The following is a 19453-nucleotide window of genomic DNA, read 5'->3' as shown; positions in this document are numbered from 1 at the left end:
GCCCCCCGGCTAATGCGTGCTAATTCGCTCCTTGGAATCAGACTCGCGCTTGTCATCCGTTGCAACCATCTCCGGAGCCGCATCGGGCAAGGGCTCCGGGGCGTATTGCAGCGCAATTTGCAGGACCTCGTCAATCCATTTAACCGGTTTAATCTGCAGGTCTTGCTTAATATTTTCCGGAATTTCCTTCAGATCACGCACATTTTCCTCGGGAATGATCACCGTCTTGATCCCACCCCGATGAGCTGCCAGAAGTTTTTCCTTGAGACCACCAATGGCCAGTACCTGGCCACGCAGGGTGATTTCTCCGGTCATCGCCACGTCCGCCCGCACCGGAATCTGGGTCAATGCCGATACCAGCGCCGTGCACAAACCAATGCCCGCGCTCGGGCCGTCCTTGGGCGTAGCACCTTCCGGCATATGGATGTGAACGTCGCGCTTCTCGTTGAAATCAGCCGGGATCCCCAGGCTTTTCGCGCGACTGCGAACCACAGTCATGGCCGCCGTCATCGACTCGGCCATGACATCACCCAGCGAACCGGTCTTGATCAGATTGCCCTTGCCTGGCACCACAGCCGTCTCGATGGTGAGCAGCTCGCCGCCTACCTGCGTCCAGGCCAAACCAGTCACCTGACCGATCTGATCCTGCTGCTCGGCGAGGCCGTAGCGGTGCTTGCGCACACCCAGGAAGTGCTCCAGGGAATCGGCACTGACGGTGACCTGGAAACGTTTCTCGCGCACATGCTCCTTGACCACTTTGCGGCAGACCTTGGCGATTTGCCTCTCCAGACTGCGCACGCCAGCTTCACGCGTGTAGTAACGAATGATGTCGCGAATCGCCGACTCATCCAGTTCCAGTTCGCCCTTCTTCAAGCCATTGGCCTGTATCTGCTTGGGCGCCAGGTACTTGATGGCGATGTTGACCTTCTCGTCCTCGGTGTAACCCGGCAGGCGAATGACCTCCATCCGATCCAGCAGCGGGCCGGGGATGTTCATCGAGTTGGCGGTACAGAGGAACATCACATCCGACAGGTCATAGTCGACCTCCAGATAGTGATCGTTGAAATTGTGGTTCTGCTCAGGGTCGAGCACTTCGAGCAGCGCCGAGGCAGGATCACCGCGCATGTCCTGACCCATCTTGTCGATCTCGTCGAGCAGGAACAGCGGGTTGCGCACGCCGACCTTGGTCATCTTCTGAATCAGACGACCCGGCATCGAGCCGATGTAGGTGCGGCGGTGACCACGAATCTCGGCTTCGTCACGCACGCCACCGAGCGCCATGCGCACGAACTTGCGATTGGTAGCAGTGGCGATGGACTCGGCCAGCGAGGTCTTGCCCACGCCGGGCGGGCCGACCAGGCACAGCACCGGCCCCTTGAGCTTCTTCACGCGCTTCTGCACGGCGAGATACTCGAGGATGCGCTCCTTGACCTCCTCCAGACCGTAGTGATCGGCATCGAGAATGGTCTCGGCACGCGCCAGATCCAGACGAACCTTGCTCTCGGCCTTCCACGGCACATTCACCAGCCAATCGATGTAAGAGCGTACCACCGTGGCTTCAGCGGACATCGGCGACATCTGCTTGAGCTTGTTCAGCTCGGCATTGGCCTTGGTCAAGGCTTCCTTGGTCAGCCCCGCGTTATCGATGCGCTTGCGCAGTTCGTCGAGTTCGCTATGGCCTTCATCGATATCGCCCAGCTCTTTCTGAATGGCCTTCATCTGCTCATTCAGGTAGTACTCGCGCTGGCTGCGCTCCATCTGCTTCTTCACGCGGCCACGAATACGCTTCTCGACCTGCAGCAGATCGATCTCGGCATCCAGCAGGGCCAGTACGTGCTCGACCCGAGCGGACAGCGAGGTGATTTCGAGGATTTCCTGCTTCTGCTCGATCTTCAGAGCCATGTGCGCGGCCATGGTGTCGACCAGGCGGCTGGGCTCATCGATGCTGTTTAGCGAAGATAGGACTTCTGCCGGAACCTTCTTGCCCAGTTGCACGTACTGCTCGAACTGGCTGAGCAGACTGCGGGTGAAGACTTCCGATTCGCGCTCGGCCGTTTCGCCCTCCTCGATCAGCTGCACTTCGGCACGGCAATGATCGTCGAGCTCGATGAAACGCTCGATCGAGCCGCGCTGCTCACCTTCGACCAGCACCTTGACGGTGCCGTCGGGCAGCTTGAGCAACTGCAGGACGGTGGCAACGGTGCCAACGCGATACAGATCCTGATCATCCGGATCATCGACGGCCGGGTTCTTCTGGGCCACCAGCAGAATCTGCTTGTCGCCCGTCATCGCGGCCTCGAGGGCCTCGATGGATTTCTCACGCCCGACGAAAAGCGGGATGACCATGTGCGGATAGACCACTACATCGCGCAATGGCAGGAGAGGCAATTCGATGGTTGTCTTCATGATTTCGGCTCAGCGGCGGCCATGAGGCCGTAAACAGGCGGGATTACCCTTGGCTTTTAAGATGGGGGTAGCTCCCGTAAAAAACAAGCGCAATGTCCACAAAAGCGAAGGGGCCCGAGGGGCCCCTTCTTTGCATCGTGTAACAGCTGTCAGGCGTCTGGCGCGGCCTTCGCCGGCGGTTCGCTGTTCTCGTAGATCAGCAGCGGCTTTGACGAACCCTCGATGACGCTCTCATCGATCACCACCTTGCTCACGTCCTGCTGGGACGGGATCTCGTACATGGTGTCGAGCAGAATACCCTCGAGAATCGAACGCAGGCCACGAGCACCGGTCTTGCGCTCCAGCGCCTTCTGCGCTACGGATTTCAGCGCATCGGAACGGAATTCCAGGTCCACGCCTTCCATCTCGAACAGCTTGGCATATTGCTTGGTCAGCGCGTTCTTCGGCTCGGTGAGAATCTGCACCAGAGCAACCTCATCCAGCTCCTCCAGTGTCGCGATCACCGGCAGACGACCGACGAACTCGGGAATCAGACCGAATTTGACCAGATCGTCCGGCTCGACCTCACGCAAAGATTCGCCGATTTTCTTGCCTTCCTGCTTGCTGCGCACTTCTGCACCGAAACCGATACCGCCTCGGGTGGAGCGAGCCTGAATGACTTTCTCCAGGCCGGCGAACGCACCGCCACAGATGAACAGGATGTTACGCGTATCAACCTGCAGAAATTCCTGCTGCGGATGCTTGCGCCCGCCTTGCGGCGGAACCGAAGCCACGGTGCCCTCGATCAGCTTTAGCAGCGCCTGCTGCACGCCCTCGCCCGACACATCACGAGTGATCGACGGGTTGTCGGACTTGCGCGAAATCTTGTCGATTTCGTCGATGTAGACGATGCCCATCTGGGCCTTCTCGACATCGTAATCGCACTTCTGCAGCAGCTTCTGAATGATGTTCTCGACGTCCTCACCTACATAACCAGCTTCGGTCAGGGTGGTGGCGTCAGCGATGGTGAACGGTACATTGAGCAGGCGTGCAAGCGTTTCGGCCAGCAGCGTCTTACCCGAACCGGTCGGACCGATCAGTAGAATGTTGCTCTTGCCCAGCTCGACATCATCTTTCTTGTCACGCTGATTAAGACGCTTGTAGTGGTTGTATACAGCTACCGACAGCACTTTCTTCGCGCGCTCCTGACCGATCACGTACTGATCGAGGATGCCGCTGATTTCCTTGGGCGCCGGAAGTTTGTGCGCGCTGCTCTCAGCCTGTGCTTCCTGCACCTCCTCGCGGATGATGTCATTGCACAGGTCGACGCATTCGTCGCAGATGAAGACGGAAGGACCGGCGATCAACTTGCGCACTTCATGCTGGCTTTTGCCGCAGAAGGAGCAATAAAGCAGTTTGCCGTTGTCCTCACCGTTACGGGTATCAGTCATTCGATCAATCCAATACGGTAGGCTTGAAACACAAGATGAAGGCAAATGCGGGCATTTTCAAGGGCGCAAGTCGCGCCAGTGAAGGATGCCCGCGGCCAGTGCCTTATCTAGACCGGCATTTGACGCTTTTCATGTACGGCATCGACGAGACCGTACTCCACTGCGCGCGAAGCGCTCATGAAGTTGTCGCGGTTGGTATCGCGCTCGATGACTTCCAGGCTCTGACCGGTGTGGTGTGCCAGCAGCTCGTTCAAGCGCTCACGGATAAAGAGAATTTCCTTGGCATGGATCTCGATGTCCGAGGCCTGCCCCTGGAAGCCGCCCAGCGGCTGGTGAATCATCACGCGCGAGTTTGGCAGGCAGAAACGCTTGCCCTTGGCACCGCCAGCGAGCAGGAATGCACCCATGCTGCAGGCCTGACCGATGCAGGTGGTGGACACATCAGCCTTGATGAACTGCATGGTGTCGTAGATCGCCATGCCGGCAGTCACCGAGCCACCCGGCGAGTTGATGTACAGGTGAATGTCCTTGTCCGGATTCTCTGCTTCCAGAAACAGCAGCTGGGCGCAGATCAGGTTGGCCATGTAGTCCTCGACCGGGCCGACCAGAAAGATCACGCGCTCCTTGAGCAGACGCGAATAAATGTCATAGGCACGCTCGCCACGAGCGGATTGCTCGATGACCATCGGCACCAGGCCGCCAGCGGCCTGGATTTCAGGCATGTTTTGCATAAAAGGATTGCGGGACATGTCTTGCGCTCACTCCCTAATAGTCATGTCTCAAATACACATAAGCCAGCACGGAGGCTGGCTTATGGTGGTGTACTCGAACGAGGTTACCAGATCAGTCGGCTTTAGGAGCTTCCGCCGGCTTGACTGCGTCTTCGTAGGAAACCGCTTTATCGGTCACGTTGGCCTTCTGCAGAACAGTATCTACAACTTGCTCTTCCAGTACAACCGAACGCACTTCGTTCATCTGCTGGTCATTCTTGTAGTACCAGGCAACGACCTGCTCAGGTTCCTGGTAAGCCGAGGCCATCTCTTCGATCAGCTCGCGTACGCGGGCTTCGTCAGGCTTGAGCTCGAACTGCTTGACCACTTCGGCAACGATCAGGCCCAGTACCACACGGCGCTTGGCTTGCTCTTCGAACAGTTCGGCCGGCAGCTGGTCTGGTTTGATGTTGCCACCGAACTGCTGAACGGCCTGCACGCGCAGACGATTCACTTCGTTGCCGATCAGCGCCTTCGGCACTTCGACCGGGTTGGCAGCCAGCAGGCCGTCCATTACCTGGTTCTTGACCTTGGATTTGATGGCCTGACGCAGTTCGCGCTCCATGTTCTTGCGAACTTCGGCGCGGAAACCTTCCAGACCACCTTCCTTGATACCGAACAGGGCGAAGAACTCGTCATTCAGCTCAGGCAGTTGCGGGGCGGAAACGCTGTTCACGGTAACGGTGAACTCGGCGGTCTTGCCGGCCAGATCGAGGTTCTGGTAATCCTCGGGGAAGGTCGGATTGATCACGCGCTCTTCACCAGCCTTGGCACCAACCAGGGCATCTTCGAAGCCCGGGATCATGCGGCCGGAGCCCAGCACCAGCTGGGTGCCCTTGGCGCTACCGCCAGCGAAGGCTTCGCCGTCGATCTTGCCGACGAAATCGATGTTCAGCTGGTCGCCATTCTCGGCAGCGCGCTCAACAGCTTCGAAACGAGTATTCTGCTTGCGCAGGATGTCGAGCATGTTGTCGACGTCGCTGTCAGCCACATCGGCTTCCAGGCGCTCGATGGCGATGGACTCGAAACCGGAAACCTGAAACTCGGGGAATACTTCGAAGGTAGCGACGTATTCCAGATCCTTGCCCTTCTCGAAGGACTTGGGCTCTACAGCCGGAGCACCGGCCGGGTTCAGCTTCTGCTCGACCACGGCTTCATAGAAGGTAGCCTGGATCAGATCGCCCAGTGCTTCCTGACGAGCGGTATCTTCGTAGCGCTGACGGATCACGCTCATCGGCACCTTGCCAGGACGGAAGCCAGGAACCTTGGCACGACGGGCAGTCTGCTGCAGACGCTTGTTGACTTCGGTCTCGATGCGCTCGACGGGTACGCCGACAGTCATGCGGCGCTCAAGAGCAGAAGTGCTTTCAACAGAAACTTGCATGGATATTCCTCGTTGCACAGACATAAGCCGGCTCGAACCGGCCCCGAATCAAGGCCAAGCATTCTAGAGGGTCAATGTGCAGAAGTCACCCTAGAAGCAGGCGGCAGTCGGGAGGGGCTATATAAAGATGGTGCGGACGGAGAGACTCGAACTCTCACACCTTGCGGCGCCAGAACCTAAATCTGGTGTGTCTACCAATTCCACCACGTCCGCGTGGCTTTGCAGCTTAAAACAAAAACGCCAGGCTTTTGGCCTGGCGCTTTGGAATATGGGGTGGACGATGGGAATCGAACCCACGACACCAGGAGCCACAATCCTGTGCTCTACCAACTGAGCTACGCCCACCATATTGCATTTGCTTACTCGATTTGCCTGACCGCCAAATGGCGCACCCGGCAGGACTCGAACCTGCGACCATCCGCTTAGAAGGCGGATGCTCTATCCAGCTGAGCTACGGGCACTTATCCATCCGCTAGCGCAGACTTACAAGCTTTTGGCTCCAACCTCACCACTAGGGCTTGGCTCTTGCCGCCTCACCCAGCGAGTGGCTGTTCCTGAGAAGCGGGGCGAATGTTATAGACGGCTCCCAACCTCGTCAACAGAAATTTTCAAAAAAATTCAGCGATTTAAAGGAGTTACGCGAAAACGACGGCAGGCGCCTTTGCCCAAGTGAGCGCCCATGCGAGAATGCGCGTCCTTTTTTCATCCTTATTAATGGTTAACCAGCGCAATGACCGCACAACTGATCGACGGCAAGGCGATCGCCGCCAGCCTCCGCCAGCAGATTGCCCAACGTGTCGCCGAACGCCGCCAGCAAGGCCTTCGTGCGCCAGGCCTGGCCGTGATCCTGGTCGGCACCGATCCCGCCTCCCAGGTCTATGTGTCACATAAACGCAAGGATTGCGAAGAGGTCGGCTTTGTTTCCCGCGCCTATGATCTGCCGGCAGAGACCAGCCAGGCCGACTTGCTCGCGCTGATCGACGAACTCAACGAAGATCCGGCCATCGACGGCATCCTGGTACAGCTGCCGCTGCCAGAGAATCTCGACTCGTCCCTGCTGCTCGAACGCATTCGCCCGGATAAAGATGTGGACGGCTTCCATCCCTACAACATAGGTCGCCTGGCCCAGCGCATGCCGCTGCTGCGCCCGTGCACACCGAAGGGCATCATGACCCTGCTGGAAAGCACCGGTGCCGATCTGTACGGCATGCATGCGGTGGTAGTGGGCGCCTCCAATATCGTCGGCCGACCAATGGCCATGGAGTTGCTGCTAGCCGGTTGCACCGTGACCGTCACCCACCGTTTCACCAAGGATCTGGCTGGCCACGTCGGCCAGGCCGATATCGTCGTGGTCGCAGCCGGCAAGCCTGGGCTGGTAAAAGGTGAGTGGATCAAGCCAGGCGCCATCGTCATCGACGTCGGCATCAACCGCCAGGAAGACGGCAAGCTGGTCGGCGACGTGACCTTTGATGCCGCCCTGCCCCGCGCCGGCTGGATCACCCCGGTTCCAGGCGGCGTAGGCCCGATGACCCGCGCCGGCCTCTTGGAAAACACCCTGCACGCGGCCGAGCATCTGCATAAATAAGCAGCGCTGCACAACGAACAACGGCACCCGAGGGTGCCGTTGTCGTTTCTGACGTGCAGATCAGTTGCGCGATTGTTCCCAGGACTTGAGCAACTCGTCATAGGCGATGGTTTCGCCTTTAGGTTTCTCGTTGGCCAGCTTGGGCTTCGGCGCACCGGGCTGGTCGAACCAGTACTGCGGATCACGCGGCTCGTTCAGTTTCGGCCCGCACTCACCCAGCACACCCGAGCGCTCCAGACGACCGAGCATGGTGTCCTGCGCCGCGGCCAGGCCATCGAGCGCCTGTTGCGGCGTCTTGTCACCGCTGGCCGCTTCGGCGATGAATTGCCACCACAGCTGAGCCAGACGCGGATAATCCGGCACGTTGGTACCGGTCGGCGTCCATTGCACGCGTGCCGGGCTGCGGTAGAACTCCACCAGACCACCGAGCTTGGGCGCCACATCGGTCATCGCCTGCGAATTGATGTCCGATTCACGAATCGGCGTCAGGCCGACCAGGGTCTTTTTCAGCGAGACAGTCTTGGAGGTGACGAACTGGGCGTAGAGCCAGGCAGCCAGACGCTGTTTCTCCGGGGTGGACTTGAGGAAGGTCCAGGAACCGGTGTCCTGATAGCCGAGCTTCATGCCCTCCTCCCAGTACGGTCCCTTGGGCGACGGCGCCATGCGCCACTTCGGCGTGCCGTCCTCGTTGACCACCGGCAGGCCCGGCTTGGTCATGTCGGCAGTGAAGGCGGTGTACCAGAAGATCTGCTGGGCGATTGCACCCTGCGCCGGCACCGGCCCGGCCTCGGAGAAGGTCATGCCCTGCGCTTCCGGCGGTGCGTACTGGCGCATCCAATCAACGTATTTCTGCGTGGCGAACACCGCCGCTGGGCCATTGGTGTCGCCGCCACGGGCAACGCTGGAGCCCACCGGACGGCAACCGTCGACACGAATACCCCACTCGTCTACTGGCAGGCCGTTGGGCAGGCCCTTGTCGCCGCCGCCGGCCATGGAGAACCAGGCATCAGTGAAGCGCCAGCCCAGCGACGGGTCTTTCTTGCCGTAATCCATGTGGCCATAGACGCGCTGACCGTCGATTTCCTTGACGTGCACCGAAAAGAACTCGGCGATGTCCTCGTAAGCCGACCAGTTGACCGGCACGCCCAGCTCGTAGCCGTAGATTTCCTTGAACCTGGCCTTGAGTTCCGGGCGCTCGAACCAGTCCGCGCGGAACCAGTAGAGGTTGGCGAATTGCTGGTCGGGCAATTGATACAGCTTGCCGTCCGGCCCGGTGGTAAAGGAAGTACCGATGAAGTCCTCAAGGTCCAGGGTCGGTGAAGTGAAGTCCTTGGCCTCGCCCTCGATCATGTCACTGATCGCCACGGCCTTGCCGTAGCGCGCATGGGTGCCGATCAGGTCGGAATCGTTGACCCAGCCGTCGTAGATGTTCTTGTCCGACTGCATCTGCGTCTGCAGCTTCTCGACAACGTCGCCTTCCTGCAGCAGGTCATGGCGCAGTTTGATCCCGGTGATCTCGCTGAACGCCTTGGCCAGCACCTTGGACTCGTATTCGTGGGTGGTGATGGTTTCCGACACCACGCTGATGTCCATGCCGCGAAACGGCTCGGCGGCCTTGATGAACCACTTCAACTCTTCGAGTTGCTGTTCGGGCGTCAGGGTCGAGGGGTTGAACTCATCATTGATCCATTTCTTCGCGGCCTCTTCATAGGCATCCGCCCAGGCCGCACCGCTCAAACCGGACAATGCCAGCAAGGCGGCCAACGCCATGCTATGTCGGGTCTTGTTGTTATTGTCGAACATAGAGACCTCCATCTCAGGATATGGGGAGAGGCATACCGGCGGCAGCCCGGCTCAGCCCCAGCGCATGACTGCGCATAACCACAACAGCGATAGCAGCGAGGCTATCCACACGCTCCAGTCGGTCACGCCGATTACCAGCAAGTGCAGGTAGGCGCTGCCGAGCAGACCGATGAACAACCGATCACCACGGGTGGTGGTGATCGGCAGAAAACCCTTGCGCTCGACGCACGGCCAGCGCAGCTCGACCAGCGTCATGCCAACCAGCAGCACGGCGATGCCGGCGAAGAACAGCGCGGTCGGTAATGTCCAGGCCATCCAGCTCATGACGAACCTCCCTTACACGCGACCGAGGGCGAAGCCCTTGGCCACATGGTTGCGAACGAACCAGATCACCAGCATCCCCGGCAGGATAGTCAGCACCCCGGCAGCGGCAAGCACGCCCCAGTCGATGCCCGAGGCGGAAACGGTACGGGTCATCACCGCCGCGATGGGCTTGGCGTCCACCGAGGTCAGAGTGCGCGCCAGCAGCAACTCGACCCAGGAGAACATGAAGCAGAAGAAGGCGGTGACGCCAATGCCAGAGCGGATCAGCGGGATGAAGATCTTCACGAAGAATGTCGGGAAGCTGTAGCCGTCGATATAGGCCGTCTCGTCGATTTCCTTGGGCACGCTGGACATGAAGCCTTCGAGGATCCACACCGCCAGCGGCACGTTGAACAGACAGTGCGCCAACGCCACGGCGATATGGGTGTCGAACAGGCCGATGGACGAATAGAGCTGGAAGAACGGCAGCAGGAACACCGCCGGCGGCGCCATGCGATTGGTCAGCAGCCAGAAGAACAGGTGCTTGTCGCCGAGAAAGCGGTAACGCGAGAAGGCATAAGCAGCCGGCAGCGCCACGCTGAGCGAGATCAGGGTGTTGAGGCTGACGTAATACAGCGAGTTGAGGTAACCCTCGTACCAGCTGCGGTCAGTGAAGATCACCCGGTAATTGTCCAGAGTGAAACTCTGCGGCCACAGGCTGAGCCCACCGAGAATCTCGGTGTTGCTCTTGAAGGACATGTTCAGCAGCCAGTAGATCGGTACCAGCAGGAACAGGAAATAGATCAGCAGTACCAGGCGTTTGCGCAGCGTCATGGTCGGCCTCAGCGGTTTTTGTCGTCGTGAGTCATGGCGGTGTAGAAAAGCCAGGACACCAGCAGGATGATCAGGAAGTACACCAGCGAGAACGCCGCCGCCGGGCCCAGGTCGAACTGACCGATGGCCATTTGCGTCAGGGTCTGGCTGAGGAAGGTGGTAGCGTTGCCCGGCCCGCCGCCGGTGAGCACGAAGGGCTCGGTGTAGATCATGAAGCTGTCCATGAAGCGCAGCATCACCGCGATCAGCAGCACGCTTTTCAGCTTGGGCAGCTGGATATGGCGGAACACCGCCCAGTTCGACGCGCGGTCGATGCGCGCGGCCTGGTAGTAGACGTCGGGAATGGCGCGCAGCCCCGAGTAACACAGCAGCGCCACCAGCGACGTCCAATGCCAGACATCCATGATCAGCACCGTCACCCAGGCATCCGTGGTGTTGGACGCATAGTTGTAGCTGATGCCCAGCGCATTCAACGCCCAACCCATCAGCCCGATATCGGCGCGGCCGAAGATCTGCCAGATGGTGCCCACCACGTTCCACGGTATCAGCAGCGGAATGGCCATCAGGATCAGGCACAGCGAGGCCCAGCGCCCGCGCGTCGGCATGCACAAGGCAATGGCGATGCCCAGCGGAATCTGGATCAACAGCACGCAGGCGGAGAAAATGAACTGGCGCAACAGCGAGTCGTGCAGGCGCGGGTCCTGCAATACCTGGCGATACCAATCGACGCCGACGAAGTAGCGCGTGGAAGGGTCGAAGATGTCCTGCACCGAGTAATTGACCACCGTCATCATCGGCACGATGGCACTGAACGCCACCAGCAGGAACACCGGCAATACCAGCCACCAGGCCTTGTTGTTCTGCACCTTCATGGCTTCACCTCCACCAGATAGTCGTCGGCATAGAGCATCAGCCACTGCGCCGGGAAGCTCAGGTACACCTGCTCACGCGGTACCGGCTGATCTTCCTGCAGGCGCACCTTGAGCACTTGGCCGTCGAGATCGAAGGTGAGAATCTTGTAGGTGCCGAGATCCTCGACGTGCAGCACCTGGCCACACAGCGCGTCCTCATAGGCGCCGTCCCAGACGTGCACGAACTCGGGACGGATACCCACCTGCAGGCGCTTGCCGCCCAGTTCAGACAGCCGCTGGTTGAGCGAGTCAGCCAGTGGCAGCACGGTATCGGCAAAACGCACCCCGCCCTCACAGCGCTGCACGTCGATCAGGTTCATGCCCGGGCTGCCGATGAAATAGCCGACGAAGGTGTGTCCGGGGCGCTCGAACAGCTCGCGCGGCGTGCCGAACTGGACGATCTGCCCGCCATACATCACCGCGATCTTGTCGGCGAAGGTGGAGGCTTCCAGCTGATCGTGAGTGACGTAGACCATGGTGATGTTGAACTGCTCGTGAATCTGCTTGAGCTTGCGCCGCAGCTTCCACTTCAGGTGCGGGTCGATCACTGTCAGCGGCTCATCGAAGAGAATCGCCGACACATCGTCGCGCACCAACCCGCGGCCCATGGAGACCTTCTGCTTCTCGTCGGCGGTGAGGTTGCGCGCCTTCTTGTGCAGCAGCGGATGCAGCTCCAGCACCTCGGCGATCTCGTGCACCTTGCTCATCACCCGCGCCTCGTCCATGCCCTGGTTGCGCAGTGGGAAGGCCAGGTTGTCGAACACCGTCATGGTGTCGTAGACCACCGGAAACTGGAAAACCTGAGCGATGTTGCGCTCCTGCGGCGACAGCGTGTTGACCGCCTTGCCGTCGAACTGCACTTCGCCCTGGGACGGGCTGAGCAGACCGGAGATGATGTTGAGCAATGTGGACTTGCCGCAGCCTGACGGCCCCAGCAGCGCGTATGCGCCACCCTGCTGCCAGACGTGGTTCATCTCGCGAATCGCGTAGTCTTCCGGCGCCTTAGGCACGCCGCTGTAGCTGTGCGCGAGGTTGTGCAAGCGAATCTCGGCCATCAGGCGGCCCTCCCCTGACGGCGACTGGGCGCCTGCACCAGTTGCCCATCGGCGGCGAAAACGAAGAGTTTGTGGGTGGGGATGTAGATCAGGATCGGCGTATCCACCGCATACTCGTGCACGCCCGGAAGGTGCAGCACCAGCACGAACTGCTCGTTGCGCACGTGAAGGAAGGTTTCCGAGCCGCTGATCTCGGCCAGCTCCACGGTCACCGCCAGCTCCAGGTCATCGTCGTTGGACGGCACCAGGCCGATATGACTGGGGCGCACGCCGAAACGGTACTCGCCCTCGGCGATGCCGCGCAGATCGGGATTGAGCGGAAAGTGCACGCAATCGGCGAAACTCACCTCGGAGCCGCTGATGCGTCCGGGCATGAGGTTGATCGCAGGTTCCGAGAACAGCTCGGCGGCCAGCACCTGCTGCGGACGGTGATAGACCTCGGCGGTCTTGCCACTCTGCACCACCCGGCCCTCGTGCAGGATGGTGGTGGTTCCGCCCAGGGCCAGCGCCTCGTTGGGCTCGGTAGTGGCGTAGATGGCGATGGTGTGGCGAGCCTGAAACAGCTCGCGCATTTCCTGGCGCAGCTCCTCGCGCAGTTTGTAGTCGAGGTTGACCAGCGGCTCGTCAAAGAGGATCAGCGAGGCATCCTTGACCAACGCCCGGGCCATGGCCGTGCGCTGCTGCTGGCCGCCGGACAGCTCCAGCGGATAGCGCGACAACAGTTTTTCGATACGCAGCATGCGCGCGGTGGCCTCGACCTTCTCGACGATCTGCTCCTTGCCCACACCGGCCTGGCGCAGCGGCGAGGCGATGTTCTCGAACACCGTCAGGGTCGGGTAGTTGATGAATTGCTGATAGACCATCGACACGTTGCGCTGGCGCACCGGCACGCCAGCGACATCGGCGCCGTTCATCAGCACACGGCCGCTGCTGGGCCGATCCAGACCGGCCATCAGCCGCATCAGGCTGGTCTTGCCGGCCAGGGTCCGGCCGAGCAGGACGTTGAAGGAGCCGGGTTCGAAACTCAGGCAGACATCGTCGATATGCACCTGGCCGTCGACGATACGGGTGACGTGTTCGAGCTTGAGCGACATGGCCTGTCCTTTTTCTTGTCGTGCCATTCGATTGCGAACATCGATAGCGACAAGCGTGCCAGCACCCAAAAAATAGACATATCTCTTTGATAAAAATCAGAAAATCCCTTCGCGCCGATTGGCGCGCCAGTTTTCCACTGAACATTTTTGAACAGTCGAATGTGAACAACTGAACAATTCGTTCGTTGACTTTGAACAGGCTTGAACGAAACTGGATTGATCGCGGCACAGATCGCGAACCAACAAGAAGAGATCATGTATGACTGAAGCTGCCCGCGCGCCGGCGCACGACACCCTCATCCAGGAGTCCTGGTCGCGCTGTCGTGACTATGGCCTGACCCATCAGAGCTCGCCGCGCTTCGACCCACCGCCTGCCGGCGAACTTTCGGCCCTGCTGGAAAGCCGCCAGGCCTTGGTGCAGACCACCCACCAGGAAGTGCTGCCCTACTACGGCACCATCCTCGCCAATTCCAACTGCCTGATCATGCTCGCCGACGACCAGGGTCGGCTGCTGCATTCCTGGGGCGACCAGCGCTTCATCGAACCGCACCAGGCCGCCGGCTTCGTCGCCGGCGCCAGCTGGCTGGAGCGCTACACCGGCACCAACGCCATCGGCACCGCGCTCAGTTGCGGCCAGGCGGTGCACATCCAGCACGACGAACACTTCCTCAAGGCCAACCGCTTCATGACCGGCTCGGCCTCGCCGATCTTCGACGAGCAACGGCGCATGATCGCCGTGCTCGACGTATCCAGTGACAGCTACCTGCCGCCGGCGCACACCCTGGGCATGGTCAAGATGATGAGTCAGTCGGTGGAGAACCGCCTGATCCTCAAGCTGTTCGCCGACCAGTACCACCTGCTCAGCTTCAACACCAGCCTGGACAACCTCGACAGCCCCTGGGCCGGCCTCGTGGTGTTCGACGAGCAGGGCCACGTGGTGTCCGCCAATCGCCGCGCCGACAACCTGCTTGGCCAACCCCTGACCTACGGCGCCATAGAACAGCTGTTCGACGTGCCGCTGCAACAGTTGCTCAACCAACCGGACGGCCAGCCCTTCAGCCTGCGCACCAGCGGCCATTTTCGCTTCCATGCTCGGGTACGTCGCCCTGCCCGGCCGGTACCCATCCAGCCTCGCGACTTTCGCCCGCAAGCGGCGCAGAGCACGCCGCAAGAGCCCCAACTGCATGCGCTGAGCGCGGGCGATGCGCGGATGGACAAGGCCGTGCGCCAGGCCGAACGCCTGCTGGAGAAGGACATTCCGATCCTGATTCAGGGCGAAACCGGTGCCGGCAAGGAGGTTTTCGTCAAGGCGCTGCACCAAGCCAGCTCGCGCGCCAGTCAGCCGTTCATCGCAGTCAACTGCGCCGCCATTCCAGCGGAGCTGGTGGAGTCGGAGCTGTTCGGCTACGAGAAAGGCGCCTTCACCGGCGCCAGCCAGAAAGGCCATGTCGGGCTGATCCGCAAGGCACACAAGGGCACGCTGTTTCTCGACGAGATCGGCGACATGCCGCTGCGCGTGCAAGCCCGCTTGCTGCGTGTGCTGCAGGAACGCTGCGTGCAGCCACTGGGCAGCAGCGACCTGCATCCAGTGGATGTACGCCTGGTCTCCGCTACCAACCGTCCGCTGCGCCAGGACGTCGACAGCGGGCAGTTCCGCGCCGACCTGTACTACCGTATCAGTGGCCTGAACCTGGAGTTGCCACCGCTGCGCGAACGCAGCGACAAGCAGGCACTGTTCCAGCGACTGTGGGAGCAGCACCGCGAACCCCACCAGCACGCGGGCATCAGCCGCGAGGTTCTGGAGCTGTTTCAGCACCACCCCTGGCCAGGTAACCTGCGCCAGCTGAGCAGCGTGCTGCGCGTGGCGCTGGCCATGGCCGACGACCAACTCGTCCGCGCCGAACACCTGCCGGACGACTTCTTTCTCGACCTGCCGACGGACACGACCCTGCACGCGCATCCCGAGCCGGACGCCAGCGACCTGGCCAGCCAGTACCAGGCGTGCGGCGGTAATATCTCCTACCTGGCCCGCCACCTTGGCCTGAGCCGCAATACCCTGTACAAGCGCCTGCGCGAACAGGGCGTCAGGCCCTGAACCTTTGTTCGAAAAATCAGCCCAAGCCATAGATTTGCCACCGCACTCGCCCGCCGAGCAGGACAGACATCGTCCCGCCACGAAAGGAACTCACCATGCGCCACCTGTACCGCCCCCTTTTCGCTGCCCTGGCGCTGCTGGCCGCCAGCCAGGCGTCGGCCTCGCCCTCACTGGACAAACAGGTGGACGCCGCCGTGAAGCCGATGATGCAGAGCTACGCCATCCCCGGCATGGCCATCGCCATCAGTCACAAGGGGCAGCAGCATGTCTTCGAATTCGGCGTCGCCTCACGTGAGAGCGGCCAGGCCGTGGATCGCCACACCCTGTTCGAACTGGGCTCGATCAGCAAACTGTTCACCGCCACCCTTGGCGCCTACGCCGAGGCCAGCGGTACGCTGAATCTCAGCGACAACGCCAGCCAGTATCTGCCGGCCCTGCGCGGCACCGCCTTCGATCACATCAGCCTGCTGGATCTGGCCACCTACACCGCAGGTGGCCTGCCGCTGCAGTTTCCGGATGCGGTCAGCAGCGAACGACAGATGCTCGACTATTACCGCAACTGGCAGGCGGTCTATCCGCCGGGTATGCAGCGGCTGTATTCCAACCCCAGCATCGGCCTGTTCGGCCACCTGGCGGCCGCCAGCCTGGCCAAGCCGTTTCAGCAGTTGATGGAGAAGGACCTGCTGCCACAACTGGGCATGCAGGAAAGCTACGTACGGATACCGACCGAGCAGATGAGGCGCTATGCCTGGGGCTACCGCGACGACAAGGCCGTGCGCGTGAGCCCCGGCGCGCTGGATGCCGAAGCCTACGGTTTGAAATCCACTGCGGCCGACATGCTGCGCTTTATCGAGGCCAACCTGCACCCGGACAAGCTGCCCGCACCGCTGCGCCAGGCCATCAGTTCCACTCATCGCGGCTACTACCAGGTCGGTGACATGACCCAGGCCCTGGGCTGGGAGCGTTACGCCCACCCCATCAGCCTGGAAAAACTGCAGGCTGGCAACTCCGCCGAGATGGCGCTCCAGCCCCAGCCGGTGAAACGCTTCAGTGTTCCCGAACCGGCCGAAGGTGACCTGCTGCTGAACAAGACCGGCTCGACCAATGGTTTCGGCGCCTACATCCTGCTGCTGCCGGCGCGCGATACCGGCCTGGTGATACTCGCCAACCGCAACTACCCGAATGCCGAGCGCGTGCGCCTGGCGTTGCAGTTGCTCGAGAGCCTAGAACCCTAGGCTGGTTTGCAAGGCATCGGCGCGCAGGATGCGCACCTTGCGCTTAAAGACTGCGCGCGATCACCATCCGCTGCACGTCGCTGGTGCCTTCGTAGATCTGACACACGCGCACGTCGCGGTAGATGCGCTCGACCGGGAAATCCTTGAGGTAGCCGTACCCACCCAACGTCTGGATCGCCGCCGAGCACACCCGCTCGGCCATCTCCGAGGCGAACAGTTTGGCCATCGAAGCCTCGGTCAGGCATGGCTGGCCTGCCTCACGCAGATTGGCGGCGTGGTGCACCATCTGCCGCGCCACGGCGATTTGCGTGGCCATATCGGCCAGGCGAAAGGCCACGGCCTGGTGCTCGATGATTGGCTTGCCGAAGGTCACCCGCTCATGGGCGTAATCACGCGCCGCCTCGAATGCCGCCCGCGCCATGCCCACCGCTTGCGCGGCGATGCCGATACGTCCGCCTTCCAGGTTGGCCAGGGCGATGCGATAGCCCTCGCCCTCCTCGCCCAGGCGTAGGCTGGCTGAGATGCGTACTTCGTCAAGCTGGAGCTGACAGGTGTCGGAGGCATGCTGACCGAGCTTGTCCTCGACCCTGGCCACGGAGAATCCCGGCGCATCGGTCGGCACGATAAAGGCACTGATGCCCTTCTTGCCCGCTTGCGGGTCAGTGACGGCGAACACGATGACCATGCCGGCATGACTGCCGGAGGTGATGAACTGCTTGGCGCCGCTCAACACATAGTGCTCGCCGTCACGCCGGGCGCGGGTGCGCAGGTCGCTGGCGTCGGAGCCGGCCTGCGGTTCGGTCAGGGCGAAGGCGCCGAGCATCTTGCCCTCGGCCAGCGGACGGAGAAAACGCTGCTTCTGCTCTTCGCTGCCGTATTTGAGAATCGGCATGCAGCCCACCGAGTTATGCACGCTCATGATGGTTGAGCAGGCGCCATCGCCAGCCGCCACCTCCTCCAGGGCCATGGCGTAGGCCAGGTGGCCGGTCTCGGCGCCGCCCCACTGCTGCGGCACCAGCATGCCCATGAAGCCCAGTTGCCCCATCTCGGCGATGGCCTCGGCAGGGAAGCGATGCTCGCGATCCCAGTCGGCGGCGAAGGGTTTCAGCCGTTCCTGGGCAAACTGGCGGGCCATGTCACGGATGAGGATTTCTTCTTCTTTTGGCAGCATGGCTGGCTCCGGTGATGCGATTTGATCACTCCGTGGGAGGCGCTTCAGCGGCGACTGTCGCGGCTACGACTGCTGGGATGCAGGAGGTAGAGCGAAGCAGGATGCCCGAGCCGAAAGCCCGTCCCACGGTGCGTACATGTACATAGATCAGAATATTTCGATAGCCACGGCAGTGGCTTCACCGCCACCGATGCACACGGAGGCCACGCCACGCTTGAGCCCGCGCTGCTTAAGCGCCGCCAGCAGCGTCACCAGAATGCGAGCACCGGACGCGCCGATGGGATGGCCCAGGGCGCAGGCGCCGCCGTTTATGTTGAGTTTGGCGTGGTCGATGCCCAATTCACGCATGGCCACCATCGGCACCACGGCGAACGCCTCGTTGATCTCGAACAAGTCGACCGTCTCCAGTGGCCACTCGATACGCGCCTGCAAGCGCTGGATCGCCGAAACCGGAGCGGTGGTGAACAGATTCGGCGCCTGGGCGTGGCCAGCATGACCGACGATGCGCGCCAGCGGCGCCAGGCCGCGTTCCTGAGCCTCGGACAGGCGCATCAGCAGTAGCGCGGCGGCGCCATCGGAAATGGAGCTGGCATTGGCCGCCGTCACCGTTCCGCCTTCGCGAAACGCCGGCTTCAGGGTGGGTATCTTGTCCGGGCGGGCCTTGGGCGGCTGCTCATCGCTGCTGATCTGGCGCCGTTCACGCCCCTGCGGTGCCTCCACGGCGACGATCTCACTGGCGAAACTGCCGTCGGTTATCGCCTGCTGGGCGCGACGCAGCGACTCCAGGGCATAGGCGTCCTGCTCCTCACGACTGAAGCGATACTGCTGCGCGCAATCCTCGGCAAAGGTGCCCATCAGTCGACCGCGCTCGTAGGCGTCCTCCAGACCATCGAGGAACATGTGGTCGAGCACCTGGCCATGGCCCATGCGATAACCGCCACGGGCGCGCGCCAGCAAGTACGGCGCATTGGACATGCTCTCCATGCCGCCGGCCACCAGCACATCGGCGCTGCCGGCAAGCAACTGGTCATGACCGAGCATCAGCGCCTGCATACCGGAGCCACACATCTTGTTCAGCGTGGTGCACTGCGCCGCCTGGCTCAGCCCGGCGCCCAACGCGGCCTGGCGCGCCGGTGCCTGGCCCTGTCCGGCCTGCAGTACGCAGCCCATCAGTACCGTGTCCACTGCCTCGGCCGCGAGCCCGGCACGCTCCAGGGTCGAGCGGATGGCAGCGGCGCCCAGTTCAGCCGCCGTCAGACCGGCCAGATCACCGAGAAAGCCGCCCATGGGCGTGCGCACTGCGCTGACGATAACGACGGGGTCGAGTTGCTGATTCATAAGTTAACCTGCGAGTCCTGTAGCCCGGATGCAATCCGG

The 19453-nt window shown here is 61.5% G+C and carries 15 protein-coding genes and 3 tRNA genes; 3 read left to right on the top strand and 15 right to left on the bottom strand.

The window, feature by feature from the left end; all coding sequences use genetic code 11:
• Positions 1 to 9: 9 nt before the first annotated feature.
• From lon to GV002_RS08550, 7 genes are all read right to left on the bottom strand, one after another.
• The gene (gene lon / locus GV002_RS08580) at positions 10 to 2406 is read right to left on the bottom strand and encodes an endopeptidase La (RefSeq protein ID WP_160017911.1); all 2397 of its coding nucleotides are present in this window, start codon (positions 2404 to 2406) and stop codon (positions 10 to 12) included.
• A 149-nt stretch (positions 2407 to 2555) separates the two neighbouring features.
• Positions 2556 to 3836, bottom strand: coding sequence for an ATP-dependent Clp protease ATP-binding subunit ClpX (gene clpX, locus GV002_RS08575; RefSeq protein WP_160017910.1), 1281 nt, complete (start codon positions 3834 to 3836; stop codon positions 2556 to 2558).
• A 107-nt stretch (positions 3837 to 3943) separates the two neighbouring features.
• The gene (gene clpP, locus GV002_RS08570) at positions 3944 to 4585 is read right to left on the bottom strand and encodes an ATP-dependent Clp endopeptidase proteolytic subunit ClpP (protein ID WP_160017909.1); all 642 of its coding nucleotides are present in this window, start codon (positions 4583 to 4585) and stop codon (positions 3944 to 3946) included.
• Between the two features lie 94 nt (positions 4586 to 4679).
• A complete protein-coding gene (tig, locus tag GV002_RS08565; protein ID WP_160017908.1) occupies positions 4680 to 5990 on the bottom strand; it encodes a trigger factor in 1311 nt (436 codons plus the stop codon).
• Positions 5991 to 6118: 128 nt separating this feature from the next.
• Positions 6119 to 6203: transfer RNA gene (locus GV002_RS08560), tRNA-Leu, on the bottom strand.
• A 56-nt stretch (positions 6204 to 6259) separates the two neighbouring features.
• Positions 6260 to 6335 (bottom strand) — tRNA-His (locus tag GV002_RS08555).
• A gap of 39 nt (positions 6336 to 6374) precedes the next feature.
• Positions 6375 to 6451: transfer RNA gene (locus GV002_RS08550), tRNA-Arg, on the bottom strand.
• 269 nt (positions 6452 to 6720) lie between these two features.
• On the opposite strand from GV002_RS08550, the gene folD reads away from it, so the two are divergent.
• Positions 6721 to 7575 (top strand): bifunctional methylenetetrahydrofolate dehydrogenase/methenyltetrahydrofolate cyclohydrolase FolD, encoded by an 855-nt coding sequence (gene folD / locus GV002_RS08545; RefSeq protein ID WP_074678090.1) that lies wholly within the window; start codon positions 6721 to 6723, stop codon positions 7573 to 7575.
• A 60-nt stretch (positions 7576 to 7635) separates the two neighbouring features.
• Here folD and GV002_RS08540 read toward each other — a convergent pair whose 3' ends face one another.
• From GV002_RS08540 to GV002_RS08515, 6 genes are read right to left on the bottom strand one after another with little or no spacing between them, the layout of a single operon-like run.
• Positions 7636 to 9378, bottom strand: a complete 1743-nt coding sequence (locus tag GV002_RS08540) for an ABC transporter substrate-binding protein (protein WP_160017907.1) — start codon at positions 9376 to 9378, stop codon at positions 7636 to 7638.
• Between the two features lie 51 nt (positions 9379 to 9429).
• Positions 9430 to 9702, bottom strand: coding sequence for a DUF2160 domain-containing protein (locus GV002_RS08535; protein ID WP_160017906.1), 273 nt, complete (start codon positions 9700 to 9702; stop codon positions 9430 to 9432).
• 12 nt (positions 9703 to 9714) lie between these two features.
• Positions 9715 to 10515: a carbohydrate ABC transporter permease gene (locus GV002_RS08530; protein ID WP_160017905.1), complete on the bottom strand. Its 801-nt coding sequence runs from the start codon at positions 10513 to 10515 to the stop codon at positions 9715 to 9717.
• An 8-nt stretch (positions 10516 to 10523) separates the two neighbouring features.
• Positions 10524 to 11387 (bottom strand): carbohydrate ABC transporter permease, encoded by an 864-nt coding sequence (locus tag GV002_RS08525; protein ID WP_160017904.1) that lies wholly within the window; start codon positions 11385 to 11387, stop codon positions 10524 to 10526.
• Positions 11384 to 12481 carry an ABC transporter ATP-binding protein gene (locus GV002_RS08520; protein ID WP_160017903.1) on the bottom strand — a complete coding sequence of 366 codons (1098 nt, stop codon included), beginning with the start codon at positions 12479 to 12481 and terminating at the stop codon, positions 11384 to 11386. The genes GV002_RS08525 and GV002_RS08520 overlap by 4 nt, the downstream gene beginning before the upstream one ends.
• The gene (locus GV002_RS08515; RefSeq protein ID WP_160017902.1) at positions 12481 to 13575 is read right to left on the bottom strand and encodes an ABC transporter ATP-binding protein; all 1095 of its coding nucleotides are present in this window, start codon (positions 13573 to 13575) and stop codon (positions 12481 to 12483) included. The genes GV002_RS08520 and GV002_RS08515 overlap by 1 nt, the downstream gene beginning before the upstream one ends.
• 259 nt (positions 13576 to 13834) lie before the next feature.
• Between GV002_RS08515 and GV002_RS08510 the strand changes: the two genes are divergently transcribed.
• Positions 13835 to 15670: a sigma-54-dependent Fis family transcriptional regulator gene (locus GV002_RS08510; RefSeq protein WP_160017901.1), complete on the top strand. Its 1836-nt coding sequence runs from the start codon at positions 13835 to 13837 to the stop codon at positions 15668 to 15670.
• 95 nt (positions 15671 to 15765) lie between these two features.
• Positions 15766 to 16905, top strand: a complete 1140-nt coding sequence (blaPRC, locus tag GV002_RS08505; RefSeq protein WP_160017900.1) for a PRC family class C beta-lactamase — start codon at positions 15766 to 15768, stop codon at positions 16903 to 16905.
• Positions 16906 to 16948: 43 nt separating this feature from the next.
• On the opposite strand, the gene GV002_RS08500 is transcribed toward blaPRC, so the two are convergent.
• Positions 16949 to 18076, bottom strand: coding sequence for an acyl-CoA dehydrogenase family protein (locus tag GV002_RS08500; protein WP_160017899.1), 1128 nt, complete (start codon positions 18074 to 18076; stop codon positions 16949 to 16951).
• Between the two features lie 147 nt (positions 18077 to 18223).
• Positions 18224 to 19414, bottom strand: coding sequence for an acetyl-CoA C-acyltransferase (locus GV002_RS08495; protein WP_160017898.1), 1191 nt, complete (start codon positions 19412 to 19414; stop codon positions 18224 to 18226).
• Between the last annotated feature and the right edge of the window lie 39 nt (positions 19415 to 19453).

Source organism: Pseudomonas sp. 8O (assembly GCF_902506495.1).
In the GTDB taxonomy this organism is placed as follows: Bacteria; Pseudomonadota; Gammaproteobacteria; order Pseudomonadales; family Pseudomonadaceae; genus Aquipseudomonas; species Aquipseudomonas chaetocerotis.
Note: the sequence above shows the minus strand (reverse complement) of the source record. Positions and strands in the feature narration are given on the sequence as shown.

Coding starts and splice junctions, on each gene's coding strand:
- lon (WP_160017911.1), bottom strand. CDS start 2,406: ATGAAGACAACCATCGAATTGCCTCTCCTGCCATTGCGCGATGTAGTG.
- clpX (WP_160017910.1), bottom strand. CDS start 3,836: ATGACTGATACCCGTAACGGTGAGGACAACGGCAAACTGCTTTATTGC.
- clpP (WP_160017909.1), bottom strand. CDS start 4,585: ATGTCCCGCAATCCTTTTATGCAAAACATGCCTGAAATCCAGGCCGCT.
- tig (WP_160017908.1), bottom strand. CDS start 5,990: ATGCAAGTTTCTGTTGAAAGCACTTCTGCTCTTGAGCGCCGCATGACT.
- folD (WP_074678090.1), top strand. CDS start 6,721: ATGACCGCACAACTGATCGACGGCAAGGCGATCGCCGCCAGCCTCCGC.
- GV002_RS08540 (WP_160017907.1), bottom strand. CDS start 9,378: ATGTTCGACAATAACAACAAGACCCGACATAGCATGGCGTTGGCCGCC.
- GV002_RS08535 (WP_160017906.1), bottom strand. CDS start 9,702: ATGAGCTGGATGGCCTGGACATTACCGACCGCGCTGTTCTTCGCCGGC.
- GV002_RS08530 (WP_160017905.1), bottom strand. CDS start 10,515: ATGACGCTGCGCAAACGCCTGGTACTGCTGATCTATTTCCTGTTCCTG.
- GV002_RS08525 (WP_160017904.1), bottom strand. CDS start 11,387: ATGAAGGTGCAGAACAACAAGGCCTGGTGGCTGGTATTGCCGGTGTTC.
- GV002_RS08520 (WP_160017903.1), bottom strand. CDS start 12,481: ATGGCCGAGATTCGCTTGCACAACCTCGCGCACAGCTACAGCGGCGTG.
- GV002_RS08515 (WP_160017902.1), bottom strand. CDS start 13,575: ATGTCGCTCAAGCTCGAACACGTCACCCGTATCGTCGACGGCCAGGTG.
- GV002_RS08510 (WP_160017901.1), top strand. CDS start 13,835: ATGACTGAAGCTGCCCGCGCGCCGGCGCACGACACCCTCATCCAGGAG.
- blaPRC (WP_160017900.1), top strand. CDS start 15,766: ATGCGCCACCTGTACCGCCCCCTTTTCGCTGCCCTGGCGCTGCTGGCC.
- GV002_RS08500 (WP_160017899.1), bottom strand. CDS start 18,076: ATGCTGCCAAAAGAAGAAGAAATCCTCATCCGTGACATGGCCCGCCAG.
- GV002_RS08495 (WP_160017898.1), bottom strand. CDS start 19,414: ATGAATCAGCAACTCGACCCCGTCGTTATCGTCAGCGCAGTGCGCACG.